The following is a 25,573-nucleotide window of genomic DNA, read 5'->3' on the forward strand; positions in this document are numbered from 1 at the left end:
TGTACATTTTATCCAGAAATACACGGAAATAGACCTGCAAAGATTGTCGAATGGCAATAAATCTTCCAAAATTAGGACGCTTATCTAGTAAAAATTGTTATAATACAGCTAGGAAAACGACATGCGGGAGGCTTGATGATGAGGGTTATGTTAGTTGATGATGAGCCGTTGGCACTGCAATTTTTAGAATCACAGTTACATAGCATTGGAGACTTTACAATTGTTGGTGCTTATGACTCTACACGGGGACTAACGGAAAAAATCATAGAACAGCAGCCAGAGCTGCTTTTTTTAGATATACAGATTGGCGCGGTAAATGGTGTCGAGCTGGCATCAACGATACAAGAAGTGAAACCGGAGCTCCCCATTGTCTTCGTGACAGGATTTCATGAATTCGCAGTCCAGGCATTCGAGGTAAATGCGCTGGACTATATTGTGAAGCCGATACAGAAAGATAGATTAATTAAAACGATTCAACGTTTGCGGCGAGATAATATCACCGAGAGTGCATCTGAGGCACCCGTTGAAATTATGTGTATGCCCACTTTACAGTTTATTCAGAACGATACAGCAATACCTGTTCAATGGCGGACGTCTAAGGCAAAAGAAGTGTTTTGTTATTTGCTTCACCATGCAGGAAAGCCAGTTCGCAAGGATATCCTTATTGAAGAATTTTGGGGAGAAGCAGAATTATCCAAATCAACTACCCAGCTGTATTCTACTATCTATGTAATACGGAAAACGTTAGCTAAATCGCTGCCATCCTTGTCCTTAACCAGCAAGGATCAGTGCTATCAGCTTCATGTAGGAGATACCAAAATTGATGTGAAGGAATGGGAGGAGCAATTACATCAATTGCCCCCTTTACAGCAAGATGCACTGCCTAGCTATCAAGCATTTCTGCGAGCATATAAAGGAGATTATTTTGCTACCGAAGGCTATGAATGGGCGGAGACGAAACGAAGACATTTGCGAGAGTCTTGGTATAATACTGCTGCTCAAGCAGGAAAATGTCTGGAGGATTTGCAAATGGTTGAAGACGCACTTTCTCTATACTTCATCATGCAAGCACATTTTCCGTACATTGCACATAGTTACCATCGTATGCTGCATTTGTATGATGCATTAGGAGAATCCGGGGAAGTAATGAACCAATATGAACGCTTAGAAGTTATGCTGGCAGATGAATACGGCGTCCAGCCAGATCCAGAAATAACAGCGTGGTACAAATCTTGGAGAATGCAGCATATGTAGCAGCATACAGGAGGAACATTATGAGAGGTAGAACAAAGCTGCTCCTTATTTTAGCTTTTGCTGTACTACTGACTTTAGGCAGATTCGTCTGGTATCACTTTCAGACACCGGCTATACAGCCGACAGCAGTAGATGGTCAGTTAGATGTACGAGAAATTGATTTGGCCAATAGCCACTCGATTGAATTGAATGGCGATTGGATGTTTACTGATGCAGAAACGCCGGATGCATATGGCCCGCTGCCAGCATACATGACGCATGATGCAATCGGTGCATACGAATTAGACATACATACTGGAGACAGCGCAGCGCAATACGCACTCTCCATGCGCGCACTCTATGCGGATGTGACCGTGTTTGCTAATGACAAGCTCGTCTACCAAACACCAGATTTCCATCAAGGACCAGCGACTCCTATTGCTATTTCGAATTTAAAAGCAGCTAGAGACGGCTATATAAGACTGCATGTGCGATTCCATGCATTCCATGGAAATGACCATGCGAGAGCATTGATTGAGACAAGATTTGGTTCCAGCAAACAGATCCAGCAGGAAACGTTTTTAGCTGCAGGTGTCCAATTTTTTGTTGGAGCCATTCTGTTTATCCATGCGGTTTATGCGTTTGTCCTTTATTTGATGCGACCAAAGAAGATAGGGACGTTCTATTTCTCCATTGCTGTTCTATTGACCGGGATAGCTGTTGTTACATCTGATTACAATGCGTTCGGATATATAATTAATTTGTCTCACAACTGGCATGTGCGAATTGTCTATTTTAGTTATATTGGGTTGAGTTTCTTCTTCCTGCTATTTGCCGTAGTCACGTTCACGAACGCAGCAAACAAGTGGTTCTTTCGCGTGCTTTCTTTGTTGTATGCAGCTTACCTAGTTTATATCCTTTTAGCGCCAATTGATTATGTGCGTTATGTACTCGGTATAGGCATTTCTTTAATGATTGCTTTTTCCATCGTATGCTGGATTTTATTCCGAACCGTAATTACAACCGGGGAAAGAGCACTGCCGCTGTTTCTGGCAGGTGCGGCAGCTGTCTCACACGTTGTTTGGACTGTTTTAGTCGGAAATCTTCCCTTCATTGATGATGCTTTGCAAGCAGCAATTAAAAGCGGCTTTTATCCATTCGATATAACCGTCGCTTTCATATGTTTCTGCAGCTTTTGGTTTATCCGTTTCTTCCAGACAGAAACAGAAAACAAACGGTATATCGAACAGCTGGAAACGGAACAAAAGCGGAAAGATCAGTTCCTGGCGAACACGTCACATGAGTTGCGTACTCCGCTACATGGGATGATGAACATGGCCCAAAGTGTAATCGAGCAGGAAAGTAAGCTGAACAATCAAAGCAAATATAAGCTGCAGCTCATTCAAACGATCAGCCGGAAGATGTCTTATCTTCTGAATGACTTGATCGATGTGACACAGATGAAGCAAAATCGGCTGCGTCTGGAACCTGCAGCCATGCAAATAGAGCCTCTTCTTATTGGAACTGTAGACATGCTTCGTTTCATGGCTGAGGAAAAACACGTGGACATTCATGTAGACATGCCAGAATCCCTTCCTTGTGTGTATGCTGACGAACACCGCGTCACACAAATTGTGACGAACATGCTTCATAATGCCTTAAAATTCACACCAGAAGGCAGCATTCGCTTAGTTGTCTCGGCGGATGAGACACAGCTTTATGTAAAAGTGATTGATACAGGAATAGGTATAGATGCGCATACACAAGAACGCATTTTTCTTCCTTATGAAAAGGGAGATAATACAATCTCGGAAAGTGAAGGAATCGGCCTTGGTCTCGGTATTAGTAAACAGCTGGCAGAAATGCATGGCGGGACATTGACTGTCGAGTCCGAAATAAATAAGGGTTCTGTCTTTACATTATCTTTACCTCTGGCTGTTGATCAGTATGTTCGTTCGACTTCCAAGACTCCAGCTTATACAGAAGTGGCTTCTACCCTTGCAGAAAGAATAGAAACGGATCTAGCAACAACCTCTGGCCGACGTATCTTAGCAATAGATGATGATGCGGTTAACTTGGTCGTCTTAAGACAAGCATTAGAACCAGATGGCTATCATATTCACACAGTTTCCACACCAACTGCATTTTTGGAGTGCTTAACAAAAGAACAGTATGATCTGCTCGTTATTGATGTCATGATGCCCGAGATGTCTGGTTTCCGATTGACAGAAATCGTCCGGCAAACGTACAGTCTGACGGAATTGCCCGTTTTACTGCTAACAGCTCGCTCTCAAGCGACAGATGCGTATGCAGGTTTTCGGGCAGGTGCAAATGAGTACGTCTCCAAACCAATCGACATGCTGGAGCTAAAAACACGAATTAACTCCATGTTGGAGCTTAAAAGCTCCATCGAAGACCGCTTGCGCATGGAAGCAGCCTGGCTTCAAGCCCAAATTCATCCGCATTTCCTGTTCAATACGTTGAATACGATTGCTTCCTTAAGTGCGATAGATACAGATCGGATGATGCGCTTGCTCCAAGAATTCGGTAATTATTTGCAGTCCAGCTTTAATGGAAAGAATATATCCAGCTGCATTCCGCTTGAAGAGGAACTCGATTTGGTCCGCTCCTATTTATATATCCAGCAAGAACGTTTTGGCAGACGGCTTCAAGTGAAATGGCATATCGATCGGCATGTGCAATTGCGCATTCCCCCGCTCACGCTGCAGCCTTTGGTCGAGAATGCCGTACTTCATGGACTGCAAGCAAAAGAGGATGGCGGCACCATTATTATCGAGGTATATAAAGAAGATGCCACAGCGGTTATCTTCATTAAAGACAACGGCGTTGGAATACCTTCCGCTAAGCTGCAAGATTTATCTGTTTTCTGTGAACATAAAGACAGTATTGGCTTGCTTAATACACATACACGTCTGCAAAAAATAAATGGATCCGGATTGCTTGTTTGCAGTGAAGAAGGTGTTGGAACGACCATTCAAATTCGCCTTCCGTTACCTAACAAAAATGCAGAAGACCAGCAGCCCTAATTGCAGGGAAGCTGGTCTTCTCTTCATTTCAATTTCTCCGGCAAACTGTGAATGGAAGCAATCAGCGTATTTAATTTGTTCTCAATCCGGTGCATCAGATAAAAGGTGACTGCCGCCGGAAAGCCAAATTCTTTTATGATTGCAAGCCATGGTTCCATTAGAACCGCCTCCTCTCCTTATAAGAAAAAGGGCGCAGCTTCCAAAAGCTGCACCCCTTGGTATCAGAATATTTCTTGGACAGTACGATCAACAATGCGGGCGCCCTTTTTCGAAACCAATAGTCCACCGCTTGATGTGATAACATTTTGGGCTAAAATTGTATCCATTGCTTCATTGATAAGTGCTTCATCGGCTGGTTCTACCGGCTGTTCTAAGCTGATTGTTACCGTTCTGCCCATCTCATTTAAAAACTGCAAGTCCAGTTTCTTCATGCTTTCCGCCTCCTTCATTTGTCGAATTACGCGTTACGCAAAGTGGATTGATCGTTTTTCTCTACTGTATACAATTCACGCTGCTGAAGGGGTACTAAAGCACTAGTGAATGCGTACAGCTCTTCCGGTGTTGCATCCAGACGAACGTTGTTAAAAGATTTTGTTTTGTATTTGTCTTTGCCTGTTTCCGCGTCTACTCCATCGTTTAGTACGATGCTGAGTCGCGTTTTCATATGGGATGATGTAACTGCCATGTCTCTCGCCTCCTTTCACCCCTATAATCGGCGCTCTCGATAAAAAAGTGTGGAAAAAGTTTAGAAAAATGACAGCAATCACTGCAGAACCCGCATGAGAGCAGACTCTGCTTGTAATCTAATAGTAATTTTACGTCGATCGGCTTTCATAGTACAATAAAGGATAGTATGTATGACTTTAGGCACCATTTTCCCATAACAGACAACGAATAAATATACAGATACATTCATATAAAGGAGCTTAATTATGTCAAGAAGGTCACCTAATCAATCTCAGCCTCCTAGGCGAACAGTAAAGAAGAAACTCAAAAAAAAGCGAATTATAATGCTCATCCTTCTCCCGATTTTAATTTTGGGAGCTGGCGGTGCAGCGTATGCGGCGCACTTGTACAGTTCTGCTGCCAGTGCTATCGAAAAATCGCATGTCGCAGATGCACGGGAAAAATCCAACTTGCGTGAAGCAGCAGTCGACCCCGTTGAAGATAATGTTTCGATTTTATTTATGGGAGTGGATGACAGCGACACAAGAGATCAGTCAAATTCACGTTCCGACGCCATGATTCTAGCTACTTTCAACAAAGAAGAGCATAGTGTAGACTTGCTAAGCATTCCGCGTGACTCGTACGTGTACGTTCCAGAAGTGGACAGAAAGACGAAAATCACGCATGCACATGCTTATGGCGGCGCCCAAGCCAGCGTTGAAACAGTAGAAAACTTCCTTAACGTTCCGGTCGATTATTATGCCGAAATCAACTTCAACGCCTTCATGGACATTATCGATACACTAGGCGGAATTGAAGTAGAAGTACCTTATGAACTATATGAACAAAACTCAAAAGACCAGAAGAACGCCATCCACTTAGAGGAAGGCTTACAAGAACTTAATGGAGAAGAAGCACTTGCACTTGCACGTACCCGCCACTACGACAATGATATCGAACGCGGAAAGCGTCAGCAGGAGATCATTAAAGCAATGATCAGCAAAGCTTCCTCTGCAAGTTCTATCTTTAAGTATGATGACTTAATTCAAGATGTTGGGGACAACCTAACGACGAGCTTAACATTTGATCAAATTAAGAGCTTTGTCTCTTATGGTACAAGCAACGAGTTAACAATTAATACGCTGAACCTTGACGGTACCGGAGGCAAACTCTCCGACGGCATTTGGTATTACCAAGTCGATCCGGCATCCCTGGCAGATGCACAGAAAGAACTGCGTGAACATCTTGGGTTATCGGTGAAGATAGACACGGATAGCGTTGAAACTGGAAGCAGCGGTGTATATGATAGTACAGGAACGACTGATGGGACAGACGGCACTGGTACTACCGATGCTGCTGGAAACAGCAGTTCTAATGGATATACAGACAGCAGTACAGATACTGGCTCTGCTTATGACAGTACAGGCTCTAACGACTCTACTGGCAGCAGTTCTAATGGATATACAGAGAGCAGCACAGATACTGGCTCTACTTATAACAGTACTGACTCTTCCAGTTCTTACGATAGCACGAGCCAACCATATGGCACGTCAGAAAGCACGACAACACCATAAACTAATAAAACTGCCACCTCATTTTGGGTGGCAGTTCCTTATGTCCATCAGCTTGAAAGTAAAGGCAATGTAAAATAAAATTGTTTTCTAGCATTGTTGCTAGTATAATTTAAGAGGTCTGAACAAAAAGAACATCCTAGCAGGAAGGACGCTTTTATGAAATCAGCAATTACTGTTCTAAAAGAACAATTTAAGCATTTTAATCTCATTCGACGCATTTCACTTTATGAATTAAGAAATAACAATAGTGCTAATTATCTTGGATTGGCATGGGAGATTCTAAGCCCTCTTATTCAGATTGCTATTTACTGGCTTGTATTCGGCTATCTTATCAGCGGAGGCGAGAAGAAGGAAATAGACAATCCATCTGGAGGAGAACCTATACAGTTTCTGCCGTGGTTAATAACCGGGCTCATTCTTTGGATGTTTTTCCAGCCTGCTGCTACTCAAGGAGCCAAATCAATTTATACAAGGCTGCGATTGTTGTCTAAGATGAACTTCCCAATGAGTGTTATCCCTAACATTACGATCTTTTCTAAGTTCTATCCGCATTTAATACTAATTGTGATAGCACTTGTTATAGCGCAAATAACTGGTTATACAATCAGTATCTATATCCTTCAGCTACCTTATTTTATATTTGCGGGATTTGCATTTACGTATGCATTTGCTTTACTAATGACGACTTTGACTACACTTATACGTGATATTCAGTTATTGTTACAAGCAGTACTGCGCATGGTATTGTATTTAACACCGATATTATGGACATCACAAAATCTTCCCGGTTTTCTGGATACATTAATGAAGCTTAATCCACTTTATTACTTAGTGGAGGGCTACCGAGCAGGTTTGCTAGGTCAACATGGCTGGTACTTAATCAACTCCTGGCAATACTCTATCTATTTCTGGGTAGTAACGATTATTCTGTTTACAATAGGTTCAATATTACATGTTAGATTCCGAAGACATTTTATAGACTTTCTTTAAACGAAAGGGTTTATTATGGAAAAATCAATTATTGTGGAGAACGTGAGTAAAAAGTATAAATTATATAGCAAGAGTTCAGACCGCATTAAAGATATCATCTTGCCGAAGAATTATGGTGAAGACTTCTATGCACTGCGCAATGTCAACTTTACAGCAGACAAAGGAGACGTAGTTGGGTTTATCGGAATAAATGGTTCTGGTAAGTCTACTTTGTCCAACATCATCTCAGGCATTGTCCCCGAGACGACTGGTACCGTTACATTAAACGGTGAAGCAGCCTTAATTGCTGTTGCAGCTGGATTAAAGGGAGATCTGACAGGCAGGCAGAACATTGAATTGAAATGCCTGATGCTCGGTTTAAGCCAGAAAGAAATACGCAAGTTAGAACCAGAAATAATAGAATTTGCAGAACTCGAGAAATTTATCGACCAGCCTGTTAAGAACTATTCCAGCGGGATGAAATCAAGGCTCGGATTTTCGATTTCGGTCAACATCGATCCAGAAATACTCATTATTGACGAAGCTCTCTCTGTAGGAGATAAAGCTTTTGCTGAAAAAAGCTTGGCAAAGATGCAGGAATTCAAAGATAGAGGTAAGACAATGATTTTTGTAAGTCACTCTATCGGCCAGATGAAACAATTCTGCGACAAGATACTTTGGCTGGAATTTGGACACGTACGTGAATACGGTACAATTGAGGAAGTAATTCCTAAATATGAAGCCTTCTTGAATGACTATAAGAAGAAAACAAAAGCAGAAAAAGACGCTTATCGACAAAGCGTCTTAGAAAGCAAATAAGGCAGGAAGCTTAGCTTCCTGCCTTATTTTTGTTTCGACCGAGAACAATCCGGAACATAAACTCAAATGCCTTTAATATTCTTTTCCAGCGGAATGGCTGTTTTACTAAGCGATACGCCCACTCCAAATTTAATTTGATCCAAATACGCGGTGCACGGCTAACCTGTCCAGCAAGTATATCGAAAACACCGCCAACGCCCATCAAAACGCCTTTTTCAAATAGGTGTTGATGTGCAGCAATCCACTTTTCTTGCTTCGGAAATCCAAGTGCAGCAAAAACAAAGTCAGGTTTAGTTGCAGCCACATGCTCAGCAACTTCTTCATCGTTTGTAAAGTAGCCGTTGTGCCTTCCAGCAATAACGATACCTGGATATTGTGACATCACGTGGTTAACAGCCCGCTCATTTACCTCCTCGGTAGCACCTAAAAAGTAGCAGCTCAAATTATGCTTGTCTGCATAACTAAGCAATCTGAACATCAAGTCAAAGCCCGTCACACGTTCTTCTATTGGATTTCCTAATATTTTCGATGCAACAACGATACCAGCACCATCAGGAATAATGTAATCAGCACTTTGTACGCTCTCTTTATATATATGATCAATGCGTGTCTGCATCACAATTTCAGGATTTGCTGTTACAATAAATGTCCTTTGATTCTTCTCTATACGCTTATACAAATGCTTTAATAATTCCTTTTGAGTTAGTTTATCGAAAGGAATTTGCATTACCTCTACTTTTTCATTATCCAAGTCCTAACAACCTTTCAAGACTATAACAGACTTCTTTAGTCTCTAGAATAGACTTTCCCATTATGCCATGAAAACAAAAACTTTACAATTATACACAATAACTTTACATTTCAATTCATTAGAGACACAAATAAAAAAGAACACAATGAGCACGATGAGCTCTAATGTGTTCTTTTTTCAATGTTTACTATAGTCAGTACCTTCCTTACTTTGTGATATTCCAGCTGCTCATTTCGGTTACCTTACAGACTGTAAGCCATATATATAAGAACTTATTTACAAAGTAAAGTAACTGTACTATATCCATCAATTATCTGACATAAGAAGAGTGAATAAATACATTCTTACCACGTAGTATTCCTCGGTACCATGTATTGGTTCCGACTTTTTCTGTCAGGTTAACTTCAAACTTTTCTCCCTTTAATGAAGACAATGAATAAACTTTGTTTTTTGAGCCACCCCATGCTTTTGTAAATGCCTCACCAGAACCTTTTACATACAATGTTTTCCTATTTTTACTAATTGATTTATGTGATCGATGATTAAATTCAGATGCTTTCACCCATCCGATAACACCCGATGAGCTACTTGGTTTTGTACTTATTTTGTAGTATAGTACCCCATTGAGCTTGGCTTGTCTCTTGGCATAATAAACTGCATTTGTATAGCTATCTCTCCCCGCAACTTTGTAAGATGAGAGATTACCTAAATCCCTATAGATATGCGTGTTATTCCTAAGATGACCCAGCATGCTTGTTCTGCTTTGCACACTCTCGCTCACATAGGAAGAATGAATAAACACATTCTTTCCATTCAGCATTCCTCGGTACCATGTATTGCTGCCGACTTTTTCTGTTAGGTTCACTTCGAATTTTTCTCCTTTTAACGAAGAAAGTGTGTAAACTTTATTTTTAGAACCGCCCCATGCTTTTGTAAAAGCTTCGCCAGTTCCCTTCACATACAATGTTTTTCTGTTATGACTGATTGATTTATGCCCTCGGTGGTTAAAGTCAGAAGCTTTTACCCAGCCGACAACACCTGCTGTGCTGCTTGGCTGGGTGCTTATTTTATAATACAATTCTCCATTTAGCTTCGCTTGTCTTTTTGCATAGTAGACGGCATTTGTAAAGCCATCTTTCCCTGCAACCTTGTAGGAAGAGGGATTAGACAGATTTGTATAAATGCGTGCATTATCTCCTAGATGCCCTAGCTGACTCGTCTTAACTTCCATACTAGTCGTGACGAATGAAGAGTGTATAAAAACATTCTTTCCATGAAGCATCCCTCGGTACCATGTATTACTGCCGACTTTTTCTGTCAGGTTTACTTTAAACTTCTCTCCTTTTAGAGAAGAGAGCTTGTAAATCTTGTTTTTTGATCCGCCCCAAGCTTTATTATAAGCGGTACCTGTACCTTTAACGTAGAGTGTTTTAGGTGTTTTGGATACTCCCTTATGCTCGTGAACTGACATATCCGTTGCTTTGACCCAACCTAATGTACCACTAGTACTGCTCGGTGAATAGCTGATTAAGTAATACCTTTCACCGTTCGAGTCTATTTGCTTCTTGATATAGTAAACTTGATTTAGGTCTTTGTTTCCAGCAATTCGTACAGTGCTAGGCTTTAATGGGTCTTTATATATTTTAGAATTGCTCTTCAAGTGCCCTAGCTTACTTGTATAAGATGTTTTCCCCTTTGCTGTTACATAGCTGGAGTGAACCCATACCTGCTTGCCATTCAATGTTCCGCGCAGCCACAAATTACTGCCTACAGCTTCTGATAAATTAACGTGAAGTGTGCTTCCCCTATAAGAAGAAAGATTATATACAAAGTTCTTAGAACCACCCCAAGCCTTTGTATAAGCTTTTCCATTTCCATTAATGATATAGTCTCTCTTTGTCTTATCAATGGATTTATGGTGGTAAACAGTCACGTCACTGGCGCGCATCCATCCGATAGTACCCGAAGTGCTGCTTGGCTTCTTACTAAGAAGATAGTAAAGCTGTCCATTACGCTTTGCTTCTTTTTTAATATAATATACTTGATTAGTGTATGTGCTGCCCGCTTTCTTGCTAGATTGCAGATTTGCGAGATTGCTGTAAATCTTTGATTGACTGGATCGAATATGACCTAGCTTACTAGTTGATGATTCTTTTATTGATTTAGCCGCATACTTTAGTTTTACTAATTCAACAAATTCATTCCAACTATAGCCCCATCTTCCAAAGTAGCCAATGGGATCTGTATGGTTTGTTCCTCCTAAGAACTTAGATACTGCATTATGAGACCAGAGTGTACCAGTGCCACTTCTTTCTGCATCTGTTACACCAAGATTATATTTATATAAAATCGATGCTAAGTAATCAGAGTAGTTATTAATAGACTTAGCAAAATCAACAAATCTATCTTCTTCTACTAGCTCTACATGCACAAAGCGTTGATTAGCAAAGAATCCTGCTCCCCATGCTGCACGATTTGTCGGATGAATCTCAATAATGTTACCGTGATCAACAAAGGCATGTACAAAAGCATTGTTATGATTTCTTGACATAAAATCTATTTCCGAACGGATAGTAGAGTGTGGATTTGCTGTTTCATGTGCTACAACACCTTCTACCTTGCCATATCCATATCTATAGTTGAATTGTGCAAAGAAATTTTTATACTCATATTTTACATTTGCAGTTGACGGCGTATTCTTTAAGATCCAGTCATTCACATCTGGATATGCACTCTTCGAATAGAACTTTGGCTCCTCAGGAGATTCAGCTTCTTTTTCCTCTATACCATCTCGCCAATCTTTTGGTATGTATTGAAGCTCTTCTTCCGTTAGTTTACTAATGTCCATTCCGTAAACCATTGTTCCTTCTTTGATTCCAAATTCATTAACCTTTGATTCGCTATCGGTTGCATCTATTGGATCTGCGTTCTCAGATTCAGAGACTCTCGGTTCTTCTGTTTCAACCTCGGTATCTTCCTTCTCTGTACTCTTTTTTACAGCTGCTGTTTCACTTGCTGTATCTTCTTTCTTATCTTCATTTTCAGCTTGAACATTATTCCTATTATCTTGATTTAGACTTTCTGTGTCTTCTGATTGCTTTGTGACATTATCTGAAGTTAGCTCTTCAGCACTTTCATCACTTGTGTCATTGTTTTCTATTGTATTCTTTTCGGCAGGTACCTCTGTCTCTACTATTTCACTCTCTTCTTCACCTACATTTTGATTGTTGGTTTCTTGTGAACCCTCTAATATATCTGCAGGTTTTTCTGTGTCTTTTGGTATGGACTGCCCTTTAACATCTATTGGGATAGAACTAACTACTAATATGGCAACCAAGATCATACTTAATACTCTTCTCATAAACAAACCCCTTATGTTAGATTAAGTCTAAGATAGTTGTAAAACTTTTTCCTCCTTTAGGCCTACAGAGGGCATATAGCTCATTTTATAAACTTCACCCCTCCATACCTATATATCGGTATTTCGCTTTCAATTTAAAGTTATAAATGCAAAAAAAATACATTGCCCTGTTTAGGACAATGTACTTTTTATTAATTATAGTGTGGTATGTCTAAGTAAAGCGTGTAAACGCCAATTTCTTGATAAAGGTTAAACATTGTTGAAACTTGCTTGGATGCCCATCCAATATCTGTTGCATATTGGTGACTAGCTGTACCTAAATTTGCCATTCCCTCAGGATTCCAACGCATTTTGTACAATGTATTTTGACCATTTTTTATATAACCATTCCCAATATATTGTGCTCCGCCTACAATCGCATCATAAGGTGTAAACCAACCTTCTTCATATGCTCGCTTCACACCACATTCAAGTGGACACTTATCAAAAGCACCAATACCGTACATATTATATACTGTCTTACCTTTGTAACTATTCCCTTTAGCCAATGAAGACGTTCCATTTCCTGTCTCTAATAAAGCATGAGAAACCAGGTAAATATCATTAATCCCATAAAGCTTACTAGCCTCAATGAATGCTTCCGCTTGGCCGCGCAATGTACTGTCTTTCGGAGCTTTTTTCTCAATGTAAGCATTTAGTGTTTCTTTATCAATCTCACTTGCGCGTGTTAAGTCTAGAAATTGAAACTTTTGTTTCTCATTATCTAGAAAATTATTTGGATTTAAGTAGTAAGCAATGTCGCTAGGGCTGGCATTCACCCATTGACGATCGCCGGTAAATTCAATCTTATACCAGCTGCCTGACTTACCAATAATATTCACTTTAGAGTCTTTACTTAAAGTCCCTAGAATCCAGTAATCTTTACTTGGACCTCCTCTTACATTAAGTAAGTCAGCGGTTACTTTACTATTATCGATATAATCCATTGATACATAAGCACTATACTCATTATCTGTTTGAGCGCCTGCATCTTTCTGAATATTGATTGCTTCTTGAAGAGTCAAATCATACTGTGTGTTTCTTTGATAACTTTCGGTAACAAAAGACTCGTGAAGCCACATTGTTTTGTTATTCATCACACCTCGGTACCAAACATTACTTCCTACTCTCTCCGTTAGTGTCACAGAGAATGTTTCGCCCGCATAATCGGATAAATTAGCTTTAACAATATCTTTTGACCCACCCCAAGCCTTAGTATAGGATGTACCTTTCCCATTTACATAGAAAGTTTTATGTTCTTTATCAATTCCTTTATGAGATCGGCTGTTTAGATCTCTGCTTCGCACCCAGCCTAAAACTCCGTTTTTTGCACTCGGTTCTAAGCTAATCAAATAAAACACTTCGTCAGCTGCCTTCACTTGGCGTTTAACGTAGTAAACAGTATCCGTAAGGTTTGCCTCGGAGGCAACTTTTCCTTCTGACTGATCATACCAATGCTTATAAACAACTGCATCTTTTCTCAAATGGCCTAATCGGCTTGTAGAACTTTCCACACCAATGTCTTTATATGATTCAACGTAGGAAGAATGGATAAAGACATTCTTGCCTTTAAGCATTCCGCGGTACCATGTGTTCGAACCAACAGTTTCAGTCAAATTAACTTCGAACTTTTCTCCTTTTAATGAAGACAGTGTATAAACTTTGTTTTTAGAACCGCCCCATGCTTTCGTAAAAGCTTCGCCAGTTCCTTTAACATATAAAGTCTTTCTATCATTATTGATAGATTTGTGTGTTCGCTCATTAAATTCTGATGCCTTCACCCAACCTACTACACCATTTTTGCTGCTTGGCTGCGTGCTAATCTTGTAATATAATTCACCATTTAGATCTGCTTTCAGCTTTGCATAATACACTGCATTTGTAAGCCCAGCTTCTTCAGCAACTTTGTATGAAGACAGATTAGATAGATCCGCATATATACGTGAATTGTTGCCAAGATGTCCTAACTTACTCGTAGAACTTTCTTTTGCTACAACTTCTTTAACATAAGAAGAATGGATAAATACATTCTTACCGTCCAGCATTCCACGGTACCATGTATTGGTACCTACAGTTTCAGTCAAATTAACCTCAAACTTTTCTCCTTTTAGTGAAGACAGCGTATAAACTTTGTCTTTAGAACCACCCCATGCTTTAGTAAAAGCTTCGCCAGTTCCTTTTACATACAAAGTCTTTCTATCATTACTGATAGATTTATGAGTACGTTCATTAAACTGAGAAGCTTTTACCCAGCCCACTACACCATGTTTACTGCTTGGCTGTGTACTAATCTTGTAAAATAACTCACCATTCAAATCTGCTTGCTGCTTTGCATAATATACTGCATTTGTAAGTCCAGTATCTTTGGCAACTTTGTATGAAGACAGATTAGATAAATCTGTGTATATACGAGAACTATTACCAAGATGCCCTAACTTACTTGTTGCACTCACTGTTGCACCGTTGGGACTAGTTGTAAGGTAAGCAGAATGGATAAATACATTCTTGCCATTGAGCATTCCGCGGTACCATGTATTGGTACCAACAGTTTCAGTTAAATTAACCTCAAACTTTTCTCCTTTTAATGAAGACAATGTATAAACTTTGTCTTTAGAACCGCCCCATGCTTTTGTAAAAGCTTCACCAGTTCCTTTTACATACAAAGTCTTTCTATCATTGCTGATAGATTTGTGAGTGCGTTCATTAAACTCAGATGCTTTCACCCAGCCTACTACACCACTATGCGGCTGCGTACTAATACGATAAAATAACTCACCGTTTCTTTTCGCTTGTTGTTTTGCATAATATACCGCATTTGTAAGTCTAGCTTCTTTGGCAACTTTGTACGATGATAGACTAGCTAAATCTGCGTATATACGGGAGTTGTTGCCAAGGTGTCCTAGCTTGCTCGTAGAACCCCACTCTAATACGTTCTCAGCTTTTGCGGATATGCTGCCAGATGAAGAAATTGTTTTCTCCTCTTGAACTTTTTCTTTCGCCTGTGTGACCTTGTCTTCTGCTACTGGTGCTTTTTGTGCATTTGTTTCATCTTCGGACTTCTTCTCTTCAGGAGCAGAATTTACTTCTTCATCATTTTCAGTCGCACTATTGTTCTCTTCTGATAATGATTCGGGCGTAACTTGTTTAGTGGATGCCTCTTCCGTTGATTTTTCCTTCTCTGTTTCAACTGGATTTTCAGCTTCTATCTTCTCCACCTCAACAGCTTTTGTATCTTTAGTTTCCACTTCGGCTTCTAAATTTACATCATCTTGACTAGTTGCAGGGACAACCTTATCCTGATCAATGACTTCTGTTGTTGTTTGGGATGATGTTTTTTCAGTATTTTCTGCAGCTGAACTATAAACAGGTGCAGTTAAGTTTAATAATAGCAGCAGTACAATAAGACTTGCGACTTTTCTCATAATTCTCCCCCAACGGCTTATTTGATTTTCAATGTGCAAAGAATAGAGACTAATATGTATGTCTATCTATAAACCCGAGACTATAAGAGCACCACCTTCAGAGAATTCATAGGTATAAAGTCTATACGCATATAAACTTACCAATGTTAATTATATTACAAACTTAAACAATTTTTAACAATAATCATCAAAAATTTACTCATTTATAAATTTGTTGGCAAATCTACTAAAACAAACACAAGGAAAGTAGTGCAAAGTAGCCCTTTTGGATTAGTTCAGTAATAGACTCCACTTCGCCTAGGTTAGGATATAAGAAAATAAAAAAAACCAAACAACCTGCAATTAAAGACAGTGTTGTTTGGTTTTTCCATATAGCTCTATGACATTAATTTATCTTAAAACTTAAATTACCATGTTTCTCAGTGAAATAAGGTTTGACTTTACGGTTTGATATCTTACTTAAGTCCCCTTTTACTTCTCTTTTATTTCCCACTCTTATATTATGATAAGTAGTTCCGTCTTGAACTTCAATACTGAAATCGTACGTTTCATTTTTTTGCATAGATTTTGCATCAAAGGTTACAGAATATATCTTTTTTCCTTCTCTGCTGTCTGTAAGTTCTGCATTTAAAGCAACAGACTCTCGTTTTTCTTTATTTTCCAACGTTGATCGTAAATAAAACAGACCTTTAATTGTCGGATGTACATCGCGTTCCGTCTTACACGTTATTTCTACTAGAAGCTTGTATACATACTTATTACTTTCTTTAATATCTAATAATTTGGTGCTTACATCATATGGACTAACCTTCTTTTCAGTATCTCTGAATAACTGCAGCCACTTCTCTGCAAACTTTTCATGGGTGAAGTCCTTAATATAATACAGTGCTTTTTCTTGGAACATTGCTTTTTCATCCTGGCTCAAATTCAAATAATGTGTAATCTTCTCTGCCAATCTTTCCACATTCTTATCTTCTACCAGAAAACCATTCTCACCATTATGAATCATATCAGATGGACCATATTTTATATCATAAGCTATAACAGGCGTCCCATTTGCAAGACTTTCCTGTACCACGAGCCCAAATCCTTCATAGTTAGACGTAAGTATTGAACAATCTGCTTTTTGCAGTACCTCATCAACATTACTGGAATATCCTTTTAAAATTACATTATCTTTCACTTTTAAGTCTGTAATTAACTTGTCTAAAATACTTCGATGTGGGCCCTCACCGTAGATAAGAAGTTTTGCATCATGCACCTTCTTACTAACTATGCTGAAAGCTTTGATTGCATCTTCTATATTTTTTTCCTCATGTAATCTTGAAATGAGTACAACTTCTTTATTATTTTTCTTATGCTTTATTTCTTTCTCTTCAATAGAATGCGGTATAACACAATAATTGCTTCGATTTCCGAATCTATTAATTACATCTTTTTTTTGTTTTTCCGTGAGCAGTACAAGGGAATCGACATCATTTAAGTTATTTAATACGGGTCTATTACCCGCTCGGATAATATCTGTGCCAGGGCGAATATGTATACTGTGGGTCATAAATACTTTTCTTACATTTTCATTGTCTATACTAAGTATAACCGAATCCAAACCTCTGGCTTCTCCTACCAGATAGGTTAACGAAGCTTCTACAAATTCCATAACAAAATATTTTTTAAAAGCATCAAAATCAGTAAACCTTTGATACCTTCCATTCGAAAGGAATAATATAATACTCTTGATTGTATCCTTACCGTTTGCTGCATCGAACTCTCTAGTCAGATATACAGACTGATCTTTCCTATATAAAACCTGTCTTGATATGTAACCATTCAAATAAAAGCTTCTGGAATATAGGTAACCATCCGGATCCAGTGTTTCTTTTTTATACATTTCGTTATTAGGGTTGAAATATAATAACTCTGCTAGATTATCATCTTTATATACTTTTTCCATTACTTTAATGCCATCTTTGTAGAGCTCGCGTTTTGTATTTGAAATGTTTACCTCTAAACAGTCATTCTCTAGAATCTCGAACTTAATCATTTCATGGAGTTGATTCCTGCTTCTGTAAAAATCATTTATATTTTCTATACGAATATTATTGGATAAATTATAACGCGCCGCAATCTCTTTTCTAACTTCTGTGAATTTTTGATCCAAGTGAAAAGTAAGTATTGTTGATCCTAAGTCCTTCAATTCATCCAATATCCTGGCTTTATTAAGTAATGAAGCGGTTAACCCACCGTGATCCTTATCTAACCTGCTCGTAATATATACTACATTCATACTAAGACCTCCATGTTATATGTAAAATGAATGACCGCAATTACTAATTATACTATTTTCTGTAACTAATAAGGGAAGAAATTATACTATAAAAGCTTACACACAAAAGCGCAAACTTAAAAGTATTTTCATTTAGTTAGGTGTTCGTATTACTACCTCTGCACTAGGCGTCTGTATTCTCTCAAAGTATTCCTAAGCATTATATATTACAAAGAAACCGACCAACGAATATATTCGATGCTCGGTTTTCTACTATCAGTCATCTGCTTCTTCACTCTTCTGCATTGACCGCTCAAATAACTCTATGCGTGAAACTGGAGGAGACAAAATTACCTTCTCTTTATCAACTGCTTCTGCTTTATTCTCAAGGCCTGGCAGTATTAATTGATCGACAACATTTTGTGAAGCTTTTCCAAGTGTATCATCGAAGAAGTAATCGACAAAAGGTTTAATTTTATGCATTTCAAATTCCTGATTCTTAATTGCATAAATCATCTCATCCGTTGTTTTTAAGAGAGGCCCAGGGATAAATTCAAAGAAATTATAATAAAAATCTCTGTCCTGAATATATTTCTCTACGTCGAAACCAAAGAATAACATAGGACGATTTAGCAAGGCGAATTCAAAGCAAACGGAAGAATAATCGGTAATCAAGATATCTGTTACAAGTAACAAGTCATTAATTTCCCGATATTCGCTAAAGTCATAAAAGAAATCAGCGTACTCATATGGTATTGTGAGATTATTCTTTACGAATGGATGAATCTTGAATAAGAATACATACTCTTCATGTAGCTGCTCATAAAGCTGCTTTAAATTCAACGTTTCAAAAGGATAGTGAGCAGATGCCTGTCCGTTTCCTCTAAAAGTCGGGGCAAACAATATCACTTTCTTCTCTTTTAAATGAGGATACTTATCAAAAAGTCGATTTCTCACATATGATTTATATTCCTCATCACTAAATATATCTGCACGCGGAACGCCTGTTGGAACTACTTTATCTAAAGAAATTCCAAATCCTTCTGAATAGTTCTTTCGTACACCTTCACTGCTGACTACAGCCTTTGTATAGTTACGATGATTTTTTGAGTGCGGAGATGGTCCGCCTGGGCGGCCTATTCTGCTGTAACCAAACGTTTTAAAAGCACCTGCCGCATGCCATATTTGTATTAATTCTGAATTCGTTCTAATCTTCAATGGATATATTAACGGATAGAAATCATCTAGCAAAATAATCTTCGAAGTTGCGAAATGATAAGCCATCTTTAATAAATCCGAAATCGTTTTCTTATTATTTATCCGTTCATTGAATAAAAATAAGATATCCAAATCCAGATTTCTTCGATGTAGTTCTTCATAAACAAAGTAGAAATTACCATCTAATTCAGATCTGCTGTCAGAAGCAAATACAACTTTCTTTGATTTAATTGGAAGCAAACAAAACAGCATATAAAATAGTCTAAAGAATCGTCTCTTAAATGCTTTGACAAGTCTATGCTCTTTTGTTTCTTCGTTATCCGGCATATCTCTTGGATCATACGATTGTAATAGCGAATTCTTAAGATTTAAAGTCTTCGTATGCGTGTTAAAAGATACAAGTAGGTTATACTTCTGTACCTTTTTTGCCGAAAAGTATTCCAATTTTGTTGTTAGAAGGTCACTTTTAAAGAACGTCTTCACATTTGACAAGGGAATAATTTTTTCATATTTAATTGTATCCTCTTCGGCTGCCATCTGCTCTAATTTAATAAAACAGTCGTATTCCCCTGCCTGAAGTGGTTTTCCGTTATTCATTGCCGATAGGTTAATAACGCCCTTAAAACCATCCAATAAGTCTAGATCCTCTGCAATAAAAGGATCAACATTCTTAAGCTCCCCATACTTACAGTTATCTAATGCGATAGTAATTGTATGCATTTCAAGTATTTCCATTGGGTCTATGTCTTGTAGATTTTCATTATCTTTTTGAAGCTTCTCAATATCAAGATTTGGAACAAGCAATAATGATTTTCGTGTACGGTCTTCCGTATATGCCTTAATATCTTTTACAGAAGCATACCCTTCTATTTCAAGATAAGGCCCATTTATACTTAGATCTGTGATATCACTCTCGACGATAGCATTCCTATCAACCGGTATATTTTTATTATCAATAGAGGAAATAAACAAAGGTAACGCCTCTCTCTTTTACTTAAAGTCACGGACTATTAATTCTGAAACTCGACTTGTATTATCAAAATTCAGTGATACCATCCGTGATGAATCAAAGTACTCATTTTTACTTCTTGCGTTAATCCATTCAACCAGCTGCTCACTTGTTTCCAACATATCACCATCTGAGATGACTTCTAATTGCTGATATAATCCCCGATTTGTTTCGTATTCATGCAAATCTGGAATAAAATGAGCAAATGGTTTCCTTAACAAGGCAAATTCGAAAACGGAAGAAGAATAATCTGTCATAAATGCATCAGCTATAAGCATCCATTCATTAATGAAACCTGACGAAGCAACTAATACATTACTGAATTCTGCAAGCTTATTCAGTTCTTCAACAGGTGTATATGGATGTGCTTTGTAAATAATTTGAACGTTGGGGTTAATTGCTTTAGCAATATCTTTGATTACCTTCTCCATGTTCAAATTTGATTCTCGCTGCGCTCCTCCTGCCCGGTAAGTTGGAGCAATTAACACACGGACCGTATCGACATTGTTCCAAATTGGAAAGCTGCTGAAAAGTTTCTTTTCAACAGCTTCAACGTCCTTAACGGATGTAAATAAATCTGTTCGGGGAACACCAATAGGAATAACGCGTTCTTGCGGAAGATTAAAAGCTTCTGCATAAAAAGGTACAACGCTAGTAGAAGAAACATACACATGCGTATACGTGGCATGGATCGGTACAAGCTTTAAATAAGATGGATTCGGGCCGAAATTGGTTCCTATTGTGCTGTATCCAAACTTTTTAAATGCTCCTGCGGCATGCCATAATTGGACTATCTTAAGGTTTTGGTCTTCCTTAATCAAGTACACTGGCAAGTAGTAATCATCTAAGATGACACATTTAGCTTCAGCAAGATAGGGAATTTCTTTCAGCATGGAGAGATTCCACTTATTTGCCCCTCTTATAAAGCGAACCTTTGCATTCGGCACCTGGCGCAATAGTTCATCATATACATAAGCCAGATTGCCTTCTGGTTTATCAGTTCTATATAGAGCAAATAAGTAGTACTCTCTATTCCCATTGTTCTTAAATCTATAAAGTTTATAAGCTAGACGGAATAAACTTCTATACAGCCAGATAAAAATTCTCTTCCATGGTGACAGAGAATCCATTTAAATAAGCCACCTCATGACAGTCTTACCCCATGAATTGGACAAGTCGCTCTCAAAAGCGTCCGTCGCATCTTCTATTTTTTTAACTTCGTGTACCTCTCCGATGATGGTACTAAGGTATTCCACAATCTCTGGATAATCTCTGTAGATATCGACCGTTCTTTGGAAATCAGCTGCTCCGCTGCGGCTGCTGCCAAGCAAAGTCAATCCTTTTTCTAGTACCATTCTAGTGTTCACTTCAATAGGATATTCACTAACTCCCAGTAAGCAAACAGTACCTTCAGGTTTGATATGATCGATAATCTGATCCAGCGCATACTGACTGCCTTTCCCGCCTGCACATTCAATTGCATGGTCAATGGAAACTTCATCCGGTATCTCGTCAATCTTATATGCATTATCTACGAAAGAGAATCTTGCCAGCTTGTAGTCCGTCTTGCCGAAGATGGAAACAATGCTTTCTGGGTACAATTTCTTAAGAAGAAGGCATGTAATGAATCCTAGATTTCCGTCACCCCATACACCAAATGAATCCTTCTGTATGTGTGATTTCTTCTCAAACCTACTTATCGCATGTACTGCAATTGTAACCAATTCGGTAAAAGCAGCTACATTCATATTTATATCTTCAGGAAGTTCTACGATACGATCTTCATCAAGAAACACGTAGTCTTGCATGAATCCATCATATCCACTGGAACGAAATTTACTTGACCGTAAATAATTTTCAGCAATCACTTCATTTTTTTCTGTCGGAGTGTTTGGTACCAAAACAACTTTTGTTCCAACTTTACGTTTTCCGGTAGGGTCATAGACCACCTCACCAACGCCTTCATGAATTAAAGCCATTGGCAATTTCTTTTTCATCGCTTCTTTTCCTCTAGTGCCTGTATAGTATCTTTGATCAGCAGCACAGATAGAGAGATGCGTAGGTCTAACCACAACTTGATTACCCATTACGGTTTTATCTCGGTAGGTTACTTCAAATTGTCTTGGAGAGACAAGACGGTATACTTGATTAATCATTGGTTCAAGCTCCCTTTAATAATAGCATTCGATACATTCAAGTCATAAGGTGTTGTTACTTTGATGTTAAAGATCTCACCTTGTACAAGTTTTACTTGTTCGCCTTTTAAAGAGAATATCTTACAAGCATCAGTAAGAATCGTTCTCTCTTCTTCTGATAACTTACTGTATAGATCTTTAAATACACTTATTTTAAATGTTTGAGGAGTCTGCCCCTGGTACATATGGTCTCTTCTAGGGATTGAAGTAATATAATCCTTATCTTCCGACTCTACAATCGTATCTATTGCCGGGATCACTGTATCAACAGCACTATTCTCAAGACCATGTTCAATATTCTCTTGAATGATACGATGTGTCAAAAATGGACGAACGGCATCATGTGTTACTAAAATATCTTCATCCGTAAGTTCATTCTCTTTTTCAATATAATTTACAATACTCATAATTGTTTCATTTCGATCACTGCCGCCAGTAATTACTTCTACTACAGGAAGGTTAAGTTTGTACTTTTTTAAAATATCTAACGTATGATTGACCCACTCTTTAGGCGTTGCGATGATAATTTTATCAAACTGACTATTCAAGATAAACTTTTCTACTGTATGCACTATAATAGGTTTCTCGTTTAATAACAAAAATTGCTTAGGCATTGGTACGTTTCCCATTCTTGTACCTTTTCCACCTGCCAATATTCCAGCGTAAATCATATAGTCACCTCTTCGGTTAATTTTCTCAAGACTTTAACTAAAATAATGATTCAATCGTTAAGCTGATCATTTACGTTTGTTTCACAATTAAAATGGATTTTGTTCATTTTTTGTAAAATAAAATATCCAGATAAATGATATATGATTTCATAACGTTTGGCAACGACAACACTGTAACATTCTAGCACTACCTGTAATATAGAAGTAGTATTTGTCGACAAACAGACACTTATTCCCAAATAGATAAAAAGCGCTTCTTTCAGTAACAGCACCATATTAAAGAACTTTATTACTGTAGTTAAATGAGGTTATCTAGTTATTACAGAAAGAAGAATCTAAAAATTACTTATTGGTTAGTACTTTGCTGCTGTTCAACGAAGCGTGTTAAGAAAAGAATACTTATTGATCTGAATAACTATAAGATTATTGTCATTTGGGGAAAAGGTGAAAAAAGGTGCAGTTAACAAATTGATCGTATTCCATAAAAACAAATAAATTTTATTTTTACGATTTATAAAGGTTGTATCTGCACATGAAATTAATGTAAGGTAAAGAGTTTACTTGATATTTAAGTTAAACGTTAATATAATGTTAAGGAGGTGTAAATTGCTCATATATGCATTTACACCTTTTTATTTAACTCAATCATATTCCATATATATTTCTATAAATTTGGAAGGAGCTTCTCAATGAAAAAGGTATTAACGTATGGAACGTTTGACTTGTTGCATTGGGGCCACGTGAATTTACTTCATCGCGCAAAAGAAATGGGCGACTATTTGATTGTCGGTATTTCTTCTGACGCTTTTAATAAAGAAAAAAACAAGAAATCTTATCATAGTTTTGATAATAGAAAAATGATCTTAGAGTCTATTCGCTACGTTGATAAAGTGATTGCTGAAGATAGCTGGGAACAAAAAATTGAGGATATTAAGAAGTATGAAATTGACACTTTTGTCATGGGAGATGACTGGGAAGGAAAATTTGACTATTTGAAGGATTACTGTAATGTCATTTATCTTCCTAGAACGATTGGAATATCTACTACTAAAATAAAGGGTGATTTGTTGGACGTGGATAATGGTTAGAGAGCTTGCCATTTCTCTTTATCTACTTTTCTTCAAAACAATTTTCATAGTATGTAAGTTATTTCCTCAAAAGAACAAAACCACTCTGGTTTCTTCTTTTGGGGATAATGTCTTATATACGGCAGAATCGTTGGAGAAATGGAATACAGGAGAAATAATAATATTAAAAACCCCATCTTGTCGTGAAGATTTTAGTAGTATTCAATCAAAAGTGATTCCTTTTTCCTTAGTAAATTTCTCAGCATATGTAAAAGGCATTTATCATCTAGCAACCTCTCGCATTGTCATGGTAGATAACTATTTTGGATTTTTAGCTGTAACTGACTTTAATGAGAATGTGGAGTGCATCCAATTATGGCACGCAGCTGGCGCACTTAAAAAGTTTGGATTAATGGATCCTTCTGCCAAGTTGAGAACCTCCAGAGCACAGGAAAGATTCAAAAAGGTGTATAGCAAGTTCTCTTATGTCACAGTAGGTTCTGAAAAGATGGCTACTATTTTTAAAGAAAGCTTCGGGCTATCTAATACGAACATATTGCGTACTGGTGTGCCTAGAACGGACTTCTTTTTCAACCAGGACAATATAGCAGTTTGTGAAGCGAGCTTATTAGAACAGTATCCTGTGCTAAAGAAGCGCAAGGTCATTATGTACGCGCCAACTTACCGTGATGATGAATTAGATAAGCCGAAGATAGCACTCGATATTGAGCGTCTCTATCGGGAACTTGGTCAAGAATATGTCTTATTCCTGCGCCTCCATCCTGCGGTTTCTTGGGATTTGGCTAATGTTTACCCAAACTTTGTCATTGATGTTACACACCATAAAAATATCAATCCGCTTTTATTAGTGACAGACATTCTAATTACCGATTATTCCTCCATTCCATTTGAATATTCTCTTCTAAATCGGCCAATCATCTTCTTTACCTATGACTTAGAAGATTACCAGAGAAAACGGGGAGTACCGGATGAATATCTCGAATCTTTACCTGGTCCAATGGTAAGAGATACAAAAGCAATAATTAAAACGATCAAAAAGAACGATTTCTATTTGGAAAAAGTTCAAGCTTTCGCTAAACAATGGAACCAGTATTCCAATGGCCATGCGAGCGATCAGCTCGTCCAAGCTATGTATTCGTCCCATACGGCTGTGGCTGCCACCGTAAAGCCGTCTGCACAGACAACACGCTGATTTTCTATCAGCGTGTTTTTTTTGTACAAAAAGAACCCTTCTCCGATTAGAGAAGG

18 protein-coding genes are annotated in these 25,573 nt (G+C 38.1%); 7 read left to right on the forward strand and 11 right to left on the reverse strand.

Annotated elements, in window-relative coordinates:
• The first annotated feature begins 138 nt into the window (after window positions 1-138).
• Both KS242_RS14015 and KS242_RS14020 read left to right on the forward strand, forming a co-directional pair.
• Entirely contained in the window at window positions 139-1,254 is a 1,116-nt protein-coding gene (locus KS242_RS14015; RefSeq protein ID WP_217321899.1) for a response regulator, read from the forward strand.
• Between the two features lie 20 nt (window positions 1,255-1,274).
• On the forward strand, window positions 1,275-4,280 hold the full coding sequence (locus KS242_RS14020) for an ATP-binding protein (RefSeq protein ID WP_217321900.1): 3,006 nt from the start codon (window positions 1,275-1,277) through the stop codon (window positions 4,278-4,280).
• Window positions 4,281-4,303: 23 nt separating this feature from the next.
• On the opposite strand, the gene KS242_RS14025 is transcribed toward KS242_RS14020, so the two are convergent.
• The 3 genes from KS242_RS14025 to KS242_RS14035 all read right to left on the reverse strand — a co-directional run bounded on the left by KS242_RS14025 (window position 4,304) and on the right by KS242_RS14035 (window position 4,965).
• Window positions 4,304-4,438, reverse strand: coding sequence for a YvrJ family protein (locus KS242_RS14025; RefSeq protein ID WP_077307232.1), 135 nt, complete (start codon window positions 4,436-4,438; stop codon window positions 4,304-4,306).
• Window positions 4,439-4,501: 63 nt separating this feature from the next.
• Window positions 4,502-4,711, reverse strand: coding sequence for a DUF2922 domain-containing protein (locus KS242_RS14030; protein ID WP_097039296.1), 210 nt, complete (start codon window positions 4,709-4,711; stop codon window positions 4,502-4,504).
• Between the two features lie 26 nt (window positions 4,712-4,737).
• Window positions 4,738-4,965, reverse strand: coding sequence for a DUF1659 domain-containing protein (locus KS242_RS14035; protein ID WP_254391719.1), 228 nt, complete (start codon window positions 4,963-4,965; stop codon window positions 4,738-4,740).
• Window positions 4,966-5,212: 247 nt separating this feature from the next.
• Here KS242_RS14035 and KS242_RS14040 point away from each other — a divergent pair, with 247 nt between their 5' ends.
• The 3 genes from KS242_RS14040 to tagH all read left to right on the forward strand — a co-directional run bounded on the left by KS242_RS14040 (window position 5,213) and on the right by tagH (window position 8,308).
• Entirely contained in the window at window positions 5,213-6,520 is a 1,308-nt protein-coding gene (locus tag KS242_RS14040) for an LCP family protein (RefSeq protein WP_217321901.1), read from the forward strand.
• Window positions 6,521-6,676: 156 nt separating this feature from the next.
• Complete coding sequence (locus KS242_RS14045) at window positions 6,677-7,510, forward strand: ABC transporter permease (RefSeq protein WP_217321902.1); 834 nt, start codon at window positions 6,677-6,679, stop codon at window positions 7,508-7,510.
• Between the two features lie 15 nt (window positions 7,511-7,525).
• Entirely contained in the window at window positions 7,526-8,308 is a 783-nt protein-coding gene (gene tagH, locus KS242_RS14050; protein WP_217321903.1) for a teichoic acids export ABC transporter ATP-binding subunit TagH, read from the forward strand.
• Between the two features lie 10 nt (window positions 8,309-8,318).
• Here the strand turns inward: tagH and KS242_RS14055 are convergent, their stop codons facing one another.
• The 8 genes from KS242_RS14055 to KS242_RS14090 form a co-directional block, all read right to left on the reverse strand.
• On the reverse strand, window positions 8,319-9,059 hold the full coding sequence (locus tag KS242_RS14055) for a WecB/TagA/CpsF family glycosyltransferase (protein WP_254391720.1): 741 nt from the start codon (window positions 9,057-9,059) through the stop codon (window positions 8,319-8,321).
• A gap of 310 nt (window positions 9,060-9,369) precedes the next feature.
• Window positions 9,370-12,420 carry a peptidoglycan recognition protein family protein gene (locus KS242_RS14060; RefSeq protein ID WP_217321904.1) on the reverse strand — a complete coding sequence of 1,017 codons (3,051 nt, stop codon included), beginning with the start codon at window positions 12,418-12,420 and terminating at the stop codon, window positions 9,370-9,372.
• Between the two features lie 191 nt (window positions 12,421-12,611).
• Window positions 12,612-15,881 (reverse strand): N-acetylglucosaminidase, encoded by a 3,270-nt coding sequence (locus KS242_RS14065; protein ID WP_217321905.1) that lies wholly within the window; start codon window positions 15,879-15,881, stop codon window positions 12,612-12,614.
• Between the two features lie 385 nt (window positions 15,882-16,266).
• Window positions 16,267-18,165, reverse strand: coding sequence for a glycosyltransferase (locus KS242_RS14070; protein ID WP_217321906.1), 1,899 nt, complete (start codon window positions 18,163-18,165; stop codon window positions 16,267-16,269).
• A 255-nt stretch (window positions 18,166-18,420) separates the two neighbouring features.
• A complete protein-coding gene (locus KS242_RS14075) occupies window positions 18,421-20,334 on the reverse strand; it encodes a CDP-glycerol glycerophosphotransferase family protein (RefSeq protein WP_254391721.1) in 1,914 nt (637 codons plus the stop codon).
• Between the two features lie 18 nt (window positions 20,335-20,352).
• Window positions 20,353-21,501, reverse strand: a complete 1,149-nt coding sequence (locus tag KS242_RS14080; RefSeq protein WP_217321907.1) for a CDP-glycerol glycerophosphotransferase family protein — start codon at window positions 21,499-21,501, stop codon at window positions 20,353-20,355.
• Window positions 21,502-22,527: a ribitol-5-phosphate dehydrogenase gene (locus KS242_RS14085; RefSeq protein WP_217321908.1), complete on the reverse strand. Its 1,026-nt coding sequence runs from the start codon at window positions 22,525-22,527 to the stop codon at window positions 21,502-21,504. It abuts the gene before it with no gap.
• On the reverse strand, window positions 22,524-23,237 hold the full coding sequence (locus tag KS242_RS14090; protein WP_217321909.1) for an IspD/TarI family cytidylyltransferase: 714 nt from the start codon (window positions 23,235-23,237) through the stop codon (window positions 22,524-22,526). The genes KS242_RS14085 and KS242_RS14090 overlap by 4 nt, the downstream gene beginning before the upstream one ends.
• Window positions 23,238-23,926: 689 nt before the next feature.
• On the opposite strand from KS242_RS14090, the gene tagD reads away from it, so the two are divergent.
• Both tagD and KS242_RS14100 read left to right on the forward strand, forming a co-directional pair.
• Window positions 23,927-24,325, forward strand: a complete 399-nt coding sequence (gene tagD / locus KS242_RS14095; RefSeq protein WP_077307210.1) for a glycerol-3-phosphate cytidylyltransferase — start codon at window positions 23,927-23,929, stop codon at window positions 24,323-24,325.
• Entirely contained in the window at window positions 24,318-25,517 is a 1,200-nt protein-coding gene (locus tag KS242_RS14100; protein ID WP_217321910.1) for a CDP-glycerol glycerophosphotransferase family protein, read from the forward strand. Before tagD ends, KS242_RS14100 begins: the two co-directional genes overlap by 8 nt.
• The last annotated feature ends 56 nt before the right edge of the window (window positions 25,518-25,573 follow it).

The sequence above is a fragment of the Terribacillus sp. DMT04 genome, from assembly GCF_019056395.1.
Classification (GTDB): domain Bacteria; phylum Bacillota; class Bacilli; order Bacillales; family Amphibacillaceae; genus Terribacillus; species Terribacillus aidingensis_A.